8 protein-coding genes and 1 pseudogene are annotated in these 10,830 nt (G+C 59.8%); 4 read left to right on the forward strand and 5 right to left on the reverse strand.

All coding sequences use genetic code 11. The features are described 5' to 3' along the window. The first annotated feature begins 81 nt into the window (after positions 1–81). On the forward strand, positions 82–1,020 hold the full coding sequence (locus tag ACY3GB_RS08545; protein WP_463088365.1) for a WYL domain-containing protein: 939 nt from the start codon (positions 82–84) through the stop codon (positions 1,018–1,020). 31 nt (positions 1,021–1,051) lie between these two features. Here the strand turns inward: ACY3GB_RS08545 and ACY3GB_RS08550 are convergent, their stop codons facing one another. The 5 genes and pseudogenes from ACY3GB_RS08550 to ACY3GB_RS08570 all read right to left on the reverse strand — a co-directional run. Continuing rightward, the gene (locus ACY3GB_RS08550) at positions 1,052–2,539 is read right to left on the reverse strand and encodes a tyrosine-type recombinase/integrase (RefSeq protein ID WP_463088366.1); all 1,488 of its coding nucleotides are present in this window, start codon (positions 2,537–2,539) and stop codon (positions 1,052–1,054) included. Next, entirely contained in the window at positions 2,536–3,057 is a 522-nt protein-coding gene (locus ACY3GB_RS08555; protein ID WP_463088367.1) for a hypothetical protein, read from the reverse strand. The genes ACY3GB_RS08550 and ACY3GB_RS08555 overlap by 4 nt, the downstream gene beginning before the upstream one ends. Further along, entirely contained in the window at positions 3,054–5,261 is a 2,208-nt protein-coding gene (locus tag ACY3GB_RS08560) for a hypothetical protein (RefSeq protein ID WP_463088368.1), read from the reverse strand. The genes ACY3GB_RS08555 and ACY3GB_RS08560 overlap by 4 nt, the downstream gene beginning before the upstream one ends. Next, complete coding sequence (locus ACY3GB_RS08565) at positions 5,251–7,269, reverse strand: hypothetical protein (RefSeq protein ID WP_463088369.1); 2,019 nt, start codon at positions 7,267–7,269, stop codon at positions 5,251–5,253. The genes ACY3GB_RS08560 and ACY3GB_RS08565 overlap by 11 nt, the downstream gene beginning before the upstream one ends. A gap of 125 nt (positions 7,270–7,394) precedes the next feature. Continuing rightward, positions 7,395–7,748, reverse strand: a pseudogene (locus ACY3GB_RS08570) (macro domain-containing protein); the annotation flags it as partial. Positions 7,749–8,255: 507 nt separating this feature from the next. Between ACY3GB_RS08570 and xseA the strand changes: the two are divergent. The 3 genes from xseA to ACY3GB_RS08585 all read left to right on the forward strand — a co-directional run. Further along, complete coding sequence (xseA, locus tag ACY3GB_RS08575) at positions 8,256–9,557, forward strand: exodeoxyribonuclease VII large subunit (protein WP_463090927.1); 1,302 nt, start codon at positions 8,256–8,258, stop codon at positions 9,555–9,557. A gap of 602 nt (positions 9,558–10,159) precedes the next feature. Then, the gene (locus tag ACY3GB_RS08580; RefSeq protein WP_463088370.1) at positions 10,160–10,336 is read left to right on the forward strand and encodes a hypothetical protein; all 177 of its coding nucleotides are present in this window, start codon (positions 10,160–10,162) and stop codon (positions 10,334–10,336) included. Between the two features lie 63 nt (positions 10,337–10,399). Further along, positions 10,400–10,830, forward strand: a 431-nt coding sequence (locus tag ACY3GB_RS08585) for a hypothetical protein (protein ID WP_463088371.1), incomplete at its 3' end; no start/stop codon positions are given.

Raw genomic sequence — 10,830 nt, forward strand, 5'->3', positions numbered from 1 at the left:
TATCATTTTACATGATCATTTTGATCATGTAAAGAGATTGATTTTTATCCATGTCGCTGCGATTTCGAGTATAATTGACGCATGAATACCTTAAACACTGCTCGAGACCAAGCCCTCGCAGCGTTACCTCAAGCCCAGCGTGAACGGCTTGCGTATATCGATTTCAGACTCTACTTTCTCGGCGAACTTCGACGAACTGACATTGCGGACCGATTCGGTACAGGTCCTGCAGCTGCTACTCGGGATATCGCACAATATCGCGATATAGCATCGAGTAATCTCGAGCTAGACAATTCAGACAAGACATACCGCCCAACAGATGAATTCGTTCCGCTGTTTGACCACGTACCGCAACGAGTGCTGACGGCCCTCTCTAGCGGGTTCGGCGAAGGTATTGGCGAAGAACTAGGACCCATGGTGCGATGTGAATTTCCGATTGCCCTAACCACACCCCAGATGTCAACGCTCGCCCCCATTACGCGAGCCATTCACCGAGGAAAGGCCTTGCGCACGACATATACGTCGATTGAAAGCGGGCGTACTGAGCGGGAGATCGTACCTATCGCACTTGTGAACAATGGTAGTCGCTGGCACGTGCGAGCTTACGACCGTCGACGCAATGGATTTCGCGACTTCGTCCTTACTCGGATGGAAAATCCCGTCCTTCTAGAGAACAGCCCAATATTGGACGAAGAAAAGGTTGACCAAGACGTTCAGTGGAACCGTATTATCGAGCTGGAGCTCGTCCCCCATCCCTGCTACCCACGACAAGAGGTTGTGATGATGGACTACTGGATGCCCGACGGCGTTCTGCGAGTAAAGGTGCGTGCAGCCAACGCGGGATACATGCTGCGTCGCTGGATGATCGACTGCTCGCCCGACCATAGCTTGGAAGGCATTGAATTTGCGCTATGGCTAAGGGATCCGCTATCGCTCTATGGCGCAAGCAGCGCCTATTTAGCTCCTGGATATAAGGATCCTAGGCGCGATGCTAAAATCACGCCAATCACAGCCATGTAGTAATGAAATTGCTACCTATGGTTGTTGTCTGCTAGGTCCGCTTGCCCGCATCGCGGACGCGCACACGAATTGTATCCAGTTCGGCGCTGACGGCTTTGATAGCCGCCACCGTCAACGGCGGCTCTCTCTCCAGCTCGCTGGCCAAGGTGCCCAAGCGCTGCAAGGACTCATCGATCGCGCAGGTCAGCGCATGGGCTTCGGCCACTCGGTCGAAGGTGCCCAGCTCTTCCCATGCCCAGTCGATGTAGACAAATAAGCTATCCACCGAGCCGTGCCCGGTAAACACCGCCACCCGCTTCAGAATGGACCGGTAGTCCGCTTCGATCAGGTACTGGCGGTCCTTTCCCGGGCTCTCCCGCACGAAGGCGTCCAGATGGAGCGCCACCATGTTCGTGATGAAACGATGCCGGAACATGCTCATGCAAGTGCGCTGCGTAATGCCAGCGCACCAAGTAATACGCTGGAAGTCCTTGGTCAGGGTTGACTCCAGCATGGGAGCCCCCGTGCGGCAAGTGATAAATACGGCGTCGTTCGGCACAACATCCCGGTCGCGTTGCTGCAGAGCAGTCATCAGGTCGGCGCGGTACTTGTGGATGAACAGTTCCAACCGCACACACACGACACGTGCCAGCGGGATGACCCGTTCCGGATCCTCCGCCCGCCGCCGCTTCAGCGTGGTTAGGATAATTTTTCCGGTTGCCACACAGGCCAGATTCTTGGCCAGCGACAGCCGAGCCAGCTCCCCTGGCCGACAGCCAGTTGCATCCAACAGGGACAGCATGAGTTCGCGCCTTGCACGCAGATAGTCGCGTTCGGCAAGCCATTCAGCACGTGATGGAAATCGCGCCATATAGCGGGCATTTTCTGTCGCCCCTTCTGCCATCCTGGCTACCCCTTCCCACAGCTGCTGACGCAGCCCGCGCGAGATGGGACCCTTTGGGTCCGGCGAGTCGGCGGTCAAACGAAACGCAAACGCCAGTCGTCCCGCCCACGGTTGACCATGCCGTCGGCCCGTCGTTTCCACACAGGTGATCTGTGGCCGCTGCTCGCGCGTCCCGACGATCTGCCGTTCAGGCATGATCGTGCGTTGCAGCCAAAGCAGGAATTCGATCGTCTGAGCGATGACCCGGTTGATCGTATTGCGGTTTCGCTGCGGTGCAGTTGGATTGTTGATGGACCTTGGCTGCTGCAACCAGGCTATCATCTCGCGCAGTTCGTTGTCCCCGAGTTCCCATAAGTTGTGCTCGTATTGCCAGCAAAAGCGCAGCAGGTGGCTGAGATCAGCGGCGGCGACCTTGAGCGAGCCACCATCATTGCGTCGCGTGGTCAGTCGGTACGACTTATCGAGCAGGAACATCTCCGCATAGAGACACGGAGTCCCGTCCGGCCAGCTCAGGATGAACACGGCGGGCAGCACTTGTTCGCACACCTGCGCGATGCCCAGTACGGGGTCGATGACGGTGTAGCCTGGCAGCACCACATCTCGCAGCAGACTGAACAGCTTTGCGCCAGGCTTCATGACGCGACCGGCCGGATACCTAGCTCGACAAAGGCGACCTGATGGCGCTGTATCTTGCGCACCAGCTCGGCATCGTCACGGCTGGCCTGCTGGGCCAGACCCAGCAGATCCATATACGCGCGCATCAGCAGGGCACGGCTGCGATGCACCTGATCCAGCTGCCGTTCCAGTTCACCCACCTGGCACTGCAGCGCATCCTTGTTACCAGGCCGGGGAGCTGGTGAAACCCCTCTTTCACCTGGCCGCAGCTGTATGGCACGGCGCAGTGCCTCCATGGCGGTCCAGCCGTCGCTGCCTCCCCATGGCGTACGCGCGGCGTGCGCTTTGAGCGTATTGAGGCTGATCGGCAGGATGCCCAGGTCTGGGCGCTGCAGCGCGGCCAGTGCCGCCTGGTTGGCACACGCTGCCTTCACAAAGCCCGGTGCCTTGCCTGGTGACTTGGCCCATTTGGTCAGCAGCCTGAGGCGGCCTTCGATGCCAGGGGTGCTGCCCGTGTCCCGTCCCCGATGCCTCGTCATGACGACTCCCCCTCGCTACGCCGGCCGATTCGGAATGCAATCTGTACCGCCATGTCTTCGGCCCCGGTGATCGAGTACGGCTCGATGCGATAGATGCCTTGCAGGAAAGCCAGTTCCAGCCAGTCGTTTAGTTCTCGTGTCGGGATAAGACTGATTTCCCTAACTGCAAAGTGGGTGCAGACGGCTTGGTACAGTTCTACGGTATTCGTCGCTTCACCATATCCCTCGGCCTGAAAGTGCCATAGCTGCATTGCCGCGTATTCAGCTTCCAAATGGGGTAACTCGTCGCCGGGAAAGTTTGCTTCAATATAGGCATACAGGTCGGCGCCGTTAGTGTGCCCAGCGATCCACCGTGCCGCATCCAACGAGGCATAGCGGAAGCACCAGAAGAAGGTAATCAGGAAAGACTTGCGCAGCTCGTGCACACGCACGTACCAGCGCCGCCCATATTCGTCCGGGCTGAGCGCGACATAATCGCAAAACCGATTCAGCAACCGCGACAGATCGGTGGGTTCATAGAGCTTGGCCTTTAGCGAAGCATCGCGCACAAACGACGGCAGGTAGAAAATGCGCTCCCGAGCATAAGGATCCTGAGAGCGCAACAGCGCGTCGACACCATCAGACAATCGGATCAAGGCGCTCAACACCCGGGCCGTGATGGCCGGGATGGGCTTGGCTGTCTGGCCATGGCGGTCCGCTACGACCGTTTTGGCAAGCATCTGCTCTAGCCAGTATCCATCGCCTGGCACGAAGCGCACAGCGTCCTTGCGCAGGCCCAGTATCTCCGACTCGCGAATCGGCTTGGTCATGCCCACCAACACGATGGCGGCCCCCACCATGACCTGCATCACGTCATTCAGGCCAGGCTGCTCGCGCAGCTTCCGGAACGGTTCCGGCTGGTTTTTCGAGAACCAGCACGTCCAGCCGCAGATACCAAGTGGCCTGAGCGGCGCGGGACAATGCTCCACTACCCAACGATCCCGCTTTACCGACAGGGCTATATCGCAATCGACTGAGTCGGCCTGATAGCTGAACCATCCCTTGCTCTGAAATACGCCAATTGCCTCGAGGTAGAATGCCACGACCACGTCGGTATATTGCGCGGCCCAGCGCAGGGCTTCACGCGTATACGCCAGCGCGGTCGCCATCGGCACCCAGGGCGTGTGCTGGCCCTTGTCTCCGGCATTGGCGATGCGATACAAGGCAGGAATATCCAAGGCACTGGCTAGCTTCATGCTACCGGAGAACTGCCGCGTCAAATCCTGTAACCGGCTCCAGACGTTCACGTGGTGGCGCATGGCAATCGCCCCATATGGCGCGCGCCGTATCTCATCAAGCGTGGGTGTCGTGTGCAAGGGGGCTTCCGCCCCCCTGACGCCGCGTGCCGGCAGGAGCAGATGTGGACTCAGTGTCAGCAAGTCCGGTTCAAACTGGCGAATGAAGGCGGCAAATTTCGGGCTGGAACGGAGCGTTTCCACGTCCACGTGCAGGGCTTGCGCCAGTTTCTTGCGGTCGACTGCTCGTATCGTCTCGCCGGTCCAGTCCTGTTTTTCCTGGACGTAATAGTGATGCGCCTGCAACCATTGGATGATGGCCTCGCCATCCGGCCGTGGCACCAGAAAATACTGTCTCTCCATATCCGCCGGCGGCCTTCGTCCCAACGCTTCCTTGTACAGCCAGATCAAGGTGCGGTGGGGGGCCTGCAGCACCCAGGAGACGCCGCCCTGCCTCAACTCGCGCAGATAGTCTTCGACCGCTTGCTGATCAATGCGCTGAAACAGGCATTGGTCGGGCTGGAAGCGTTCAGTGTGCAGATACATCCACTGCAAAATAACTTTGGCATGCAAGAACAGGTGGCGATGGGTAATACTGGAGGAAACGCCGCAGGGCGGCAAGAACCGCATCAGGAAAATGACCTTCTTGGCCAGCATGCACATGGTGCGATGCGGCGAGTCGGTGAGATGCAGCCCGTCGGCCAATGGCACCTCCCAGTCCAGCACGATATGGCCTTTCCAGCTTGCACCCACGCGCCGGGTATCCTTGCTTCTGATCTGCCATTGGTTTGCCGAGAAATCGGACAGCAGCCACGGCGCTGTCCAGTCGCCAGCGTAGAGATCGACGCAACGCTGCCCATGCTCAAGAATAACCCGTAAATCAACACTCCGGGTCTCACCGTGCCAGGCCTGCCGGCGGCTAGTCGACATGGCACCTCCCCTGAGCAATCAAGGCACCCCACTTCGCTTTGACGGGGTGACCCGCCAGTTCGGCCAGTGCCTGCGCATGCGCTTGCCGTAAAGAACCGTCGCAATGCTCAGGGATTTCATGCCGTAGCAGTTCGGCAAGATTGATAAACTGTCTTGGGCAGATACCTGTGGTTTCATCTACAAAATCCATGAGCCTGGGCGACAACCCTTCCGCGATGGCTGCCTCTTGGTACAGATATAGCGCTAGCAGCGCATTTTTAGACACGCTAATGGCCAACTGATCAGCCATATCGCCGGCGCTGCCTGACCGTGACGGCGAACGGTCGCCGAAACGCTCCTGCAGCGCATCAGCCAGAGGGGAGGAACCCTTGGTATGCAGACGTAGCATATCGGCGACAAAAGCGTCCAACTCGCCACGCGTGTTGAAATCGGTAATCTCGAGTAGGAAGTCATCTGCCGCTGCTGCCACGGTGATCCAGAGGTTCTGGAAGCGGCGGATGAGTCGGGTATTCCAGGCGGCAAGCAGGCATGGCGGCAGATAGTGCTGCAACACGACCGTGGTCGAGTTGCCGAGCCGTTTGCGCATGGCCACAACGGAGCCGGTCCGGAACCACTCGATGACGCCCTGCGTCGTGCGAACCCTGCTCAGCGTGATCGTGCCAGGCGGCAGCGCCTCCATCAGTTCAGGAAAGGCTTTGTAGAGCAACGATCCACTTCCCCGCAATTTGTCCTCGACATGGTTCGGACACACCGTGGCGTAGGCACCGTTGGCACTACGTACCAGCAGCAGGTAATTCGCTGCGGGGGATTGAACATCCTGTAGACGCTGCCGTGCCGCGGCACCCATTTCGTATAGCGTACTCACGATCTCAGCACTGGCCTCGTCGAGCATCGCCTCCTTCATTGCCCTGGCCCTCGGTTTATCCACGCGAAAGCGTAATCCCCGATCATCCAGTTCAAGGTAGCGCTTGCCATCCCGATCCTCAATCCGGGCATTCAGCATGGCAAAGGGCGTGAAGTTCGGATTGCGCAGGATTAACAGTGTAGCGAGTGCTGTGTAATCGATAGACGACAGCCTACCCAGCATCCAGTCCACACGTAGGGAACGGGGGACACCATTGAATGCTGGTGGTGCGTCGGCAGGTAAATATAAGTAGCCCGCATAGGTCTGGAGAAACGGCGACGATGCTCGTACTTTGTCCGAATGCAGGCCATCATGCTCATGCACGATCACGGCCAATTGGTTCGCCAATGTCTCCATTGTCGCGCCATTCGTTCGCCGCTTTACACCGCGATCATTCGCGTGTGCGATCAGCGATTGGCGTAGTGCGGGCCAGTCGACGGTATGAAGCAAGGCTTGCCCATACACGTAGTGTGCCTTGATTTGCTCCCACCAAGCGACCAGACACCGTTCCAGCAGCTTGCTACGGCAGATCAATCCATCCCGGACCTCTTCCAGATAGGCGGCATCGGTCCGCGACAGATCGAGCGGTAGCAACAACTTATCTACAAATGATACCTCTTGTGGCGCCGTATCCTGGCCGAGCAAGAGATGCTCGTAGCTGGTCGCCTCGAACGCTTCCAGTCGCGTTGGCACATGGGGGATGACCACGTTTTGCGGAATGTAGCCACAATGGTCCCGCATTCTCTCGAGGCAATGTGCAAACGAATTCCAGACGACTGCCGCGGATTTGAGGCTCATCCTAGTGTCCGTCCGGGTAAAATGGTATTCATACAACCTGGAAACCAGCCCCTGCCAAGCCCCTGCGCCTTGCGGCAGATACTCATCCCAGGCGGTCAGCGCACCACCCAGAACGGCGTTAGCGTCCCGGAACATCATGATCTGGCTGTACGGCTTCAGCGTGTTGACAATCTGCACCAGACAAGTGAGTAGGTGACCAGAAGGATCGCACCGCGCGAGCTTAGAGATATCGACGCCATAGCTTCGCCCGTTTTCGTGTCGAACCCGTGCTTTGATGCAACCATCTTTAGATTCGATAGTTACCATGACGACCTCTTGTCAGTATCACTTCGTCAGACAACATGCCTTCATGCCGAAAAATACCATGTATAGACAACCGGTTAACCAGGGACTAGTACTTATTTTGATAAAATGATATTCCAGAAAACGACCGTGATCGCCGGAAACGCGATACTGGCCACGCCATAGCGCGCGGCCAGCGCCAGGCTGTTGCGGTAGCAGGCCGCCAGCAGCTCCGGCTCGCCCTCGCCCCCTCCCTGCCATACCGGCCCCACCGTGTGGATCACGTAGCGGGCGGGCAGCAGATAGCCATCGGTCAGCCGCGCCTCGCCGGTCGGGCAGCCGCCCAGCAGGCGGCAGGCTGCCAGCAGGCCCGGACCCGCCGCCCGATGGATGGCGCCGTCCACTCCGCCGCCGCCCAGCAGGCTGTTGTTGGCGGCGTTGACGATGGCGTCCACCGCCATGCCGGTGATGTCGCCCTGAACGCATCGCAGCAAGTCTTCCATCTCTCCTCCTTCGCCCCGCGCCCGATCTCCGGCCGCCTGAAGCCGCCGGGTGGTATCATGACCGCTGCCGCGATGGCGGGTTTCAATTCACGCGATTGTCATTCATTCGACACAACAGAGACAAATCGCCGTCGGCAAATAGCAAGCGTTTACTCTGGCTGCGGCGCTGACGCAACATGCCATTGGCAAGCCCGATCGCTGCGCCGGGCAGGCAGCAAGGCTGCGCCGAGCTTTGCGGCCAACTGTGGATAACTTTGTTGATAAGCCGGTGCACAGTTGGGCTAAACCCTTGCCAAGCGCGGCTTCCACAGGTTTTTCACGCCGGGGATTGATTTTTGTAAGATATTGATTTGATTGCATTTTGAATCAGATATCAAACGCTACGCAGGTGGGAGGCCGCCCGCGTCCCTTGAATATTTACTCCAGTGAAGCATTGTGGATCACTTGACAAGATACCATTTCCCTGATCAGAGCCAGGACGTGATCAGCGTCTCCTCCCTCAACCGCATGGCGCGGGACCTGCTGGAAGCGGGCATTCCGCCCGTGTGGATAGGCGGGGAAATTTCCAACCTGACGCTGGCCGCCTCCGGCCACGCCTACTTCTCGCTGAAGGACGGAGGCGCCCAGCTGCGCTGCGTGATGTTCCGCCACAAGCTGTCCATGCTGCCGTTCCGGCCGCAAGAAGGCATGCAGGTGGAACTGCGCGGCCAGGTGACGCTGTACGAGGCCAGGGGCGAATTCCAGATCAACGTCGGCGAGATGCGCGCCGCCGGCCTCGGCAGGCTGTACGAGGCTTTCGAGCGGCTGAAGGCGCGGCTGCAGGCCGAGGGCCTGTTCGACAACGCCCGCAAGCGCGAGCTGCCCTCCCACCCGGCGGCCATCGGCATCGTCACCTCCCCCGCCGCCGCCGCGCTGCGCGACGTGGTCAGCACGCTGCGCCGCCGCATGCCGGGCATTCCGCTGATCCTCTACCCGGCCCAGGTGCAGGGAGAGAGCTCGGCCCGACAGATCGCCGACGCCATCCGCCAGGCCGGAGAACGCCGCGAGGTGGACGTGCTGATCGTCTGCCGCGGCGGCGGCAGCATCGAGGACTTGTGGTCGTTCAACGAGGAAATCGTCGCCCGCGCCGTCGCCGCCTGCCCGATTCCCACCGTCAGCGGCGTCGGCCACGAAACCGACTTCACCATCTGCGACTTCGTCGCCGACCGCCGCGCCCCGACGCCCACCGCCGCGGCGGAACTGGTGTCGCCCAACCGCGAACACCTGGCCATTCAGCTGGAGCAGACCCGCCGCGCGCTGGAGCGGGCGCTGGGCCGGCTGCTGACCGACAAGGCCCAGCAGCTGGATTTCCTCGGCCGCCGCCTGACCCACCCCGGCGCCAAATTGCAAACCCAGTGCGAACGGTTGAGCGCGCTGTCGCAAACGCTGAAGCAACGCGTGCACGCCGCCTTCGAGCAGGGCCGCTGGCGGCTGCAACTTGCCGGCACCCGCCTCTCCCGCCACCAGTCGGATCTGGACGCGGGCAGGCAAGCGCTGCAGCAGCGGCAGGCCGCGCTGCTCCGCGCGCGCGACCGGCTGCTGGAACGCCGCGCCCAGCGGCTCGCGCAGCTGGCTGCCACGCTGACCGCGCTCAATCCCGACGCCGTGCTGGCGCGCGGCTACGCCATCGTGCAGAAACAGGATGGCCGCGCGGTCAAGAACCCGGCCGAGCTGCTCAACCACGAAAAGGTGACGCTGCGGCTGGCCGAAGGCAGCACCGAGGCCCGCATCGAGCATTCCGAAGGCGCGCAAGCCCAGCTGCCGTTTTAAGACCCGCCAAGCAAGCCCCTGATCCAGCGCCGCGCCTCCCGTGCGACGGGTGCGGCCTGCGGCGGCGCGCCTTGGCTCGGGTTCTCTGCGAGATTGGCTTGGCGGATCTGAACATTCCTGCCGGCGAAAACCTCGCGGCGCGGAGCCGGACGCGTCACCAACCGCGCCAGGCCACGCCTCTGGCGCCACGCCGGCTCCTGCTGCTGAAAATCCCATCTCGAGAAAGACGCCGCCGGCGTCTTTCTGCATTTCCTCTCCCGCCCCACACTTTCAGAACGATTTATTTCCACAGAAATAATTTGCCGATTATTTATTCAGGCGCAACTTAAAATACTTGCCGGTTATTTTATTTTTGCGCGCCATATTCTTATCAAATCACGCATTTGCTGATCCAGATTAATTCCCCCATATTGACGACGTCATTTTACTTTGCGATCATGCGCCGCAACCAAGATATTCAACCATGCATCGCATTGATTTTAATGAATGTCCGCAACTGAATGGTTATTATTGGCCATATAAAAATGACGCAAAACATACTGGCAAATTGAAACGATGCGTATCCATAACCGCATGAAATCCATCAACACGAGGCATTAAACATGAAACCGAAACAAATCAATAACGCCGCCGAATTTGAAAACCAAATCCAGCAAAGCCTGGAACTTACCAGAATAGTGCGCTTGAACGCCGAGGAAATAGAAATGATCAGCGGCGGCACTCAGGAAAATCCGCCGCGCATGACGGGAAAAATCGTCCAGCCATCGGCCAAGCAATAAAAGCGGCCTTCCATTCCGCCCAAGCGGCGGGCGAACATTCATTCAGGCGCTTCGCGAACCAATATGAACAACGACCAAACCCGGCTCTGCCCCAGCTCCACCTTCGAAGGCGATGGCAATATGGTGTTCGGCATCGTCGGCGGCAGCGCGCATCAGCGCCGCGTGATCTATCTGAAGCAGATGCTGCCGGCCGCCGGGATCGACCGTTCCCGACTGGACGACATCGCGCCGGAGGAAGTGTTCCGCACCGCCGGCCCTTGCGCCCAGACCCATTGCGCCCATCACGACAATGCCGCCTCGCGCTGCACGCTGGCCGAGCGCGTGGTGGCCGCGGCGGACGAAGTGGTGGACCGGCTGGCCTACTGCGCGATACGGCCCCGCTGCATGTGGTGGAGCCAGCATGGCCGCGACGCCTGCGCGCGCTGCCCGCAGGTGGTATCCATCGACCGCCTGCCGGATGCAGCCATCGCCCAGGCCCGAATCCCGCCCCGGCC

This window comes from Chromobacterium sp. Ag138 (assembly GCF_055181315.1).

Excerpts from the sequence above, each read along its gene's own strand:
- ACY3GB_RS08545 (WP_463088365.1), top strand. The coding sequence starts at position 82 with ATGAATACCTTAAACACTGCTCGAGACCAAGCCCTCGCAGCGTTACCT.
- ACY3GB_RS08550 (WP_463088366.1), bottom strand. The coding sequence starts at position 2,539 with ATGAAGCCTGGCGCAAAGCTGTTCAGTCTGCTGCGAGATGTGGTGCTG.
- ACY3GB_RS08555 (WP_463088367.1), bottom strand. The coding sequence starts at position 3,057 with ATGACGAGGCATCGGGGACGGGACACGGGCAGCACCCCTGGCATCGAA.
- ACY3GB_RS08560 (WP_463088368.1), bottom strand. The coding sequence starts at position 5,261 with ATGTCGACTAGCCGCCGGCAGGCCTGGCACGGTGAGACCCGGAGTGTT.
- ACY3GB_RS08565 (WP_463088369.1), bottom strand. The coding sequence starts at position 7,269 with ATGGTAACTATCGAATCTAAAGATGGTTGCATCAAAGCACGGGTTCGA.
- xseA (WP_463090927.1), top strand. The coding sequence starts at position 8,256 with ATGGCGCGGGACCTGCTGGAAGCGGGCATTCCGCCCGTGTGGATAGGC.
- ACY3GB_RS08580 (WP_463088370.1), top strand. The coding sequence starts at position 10,160 with ATGAAACCGAAACAAATCAATAACGCCGCCGAATTTGAAAACCAAATC.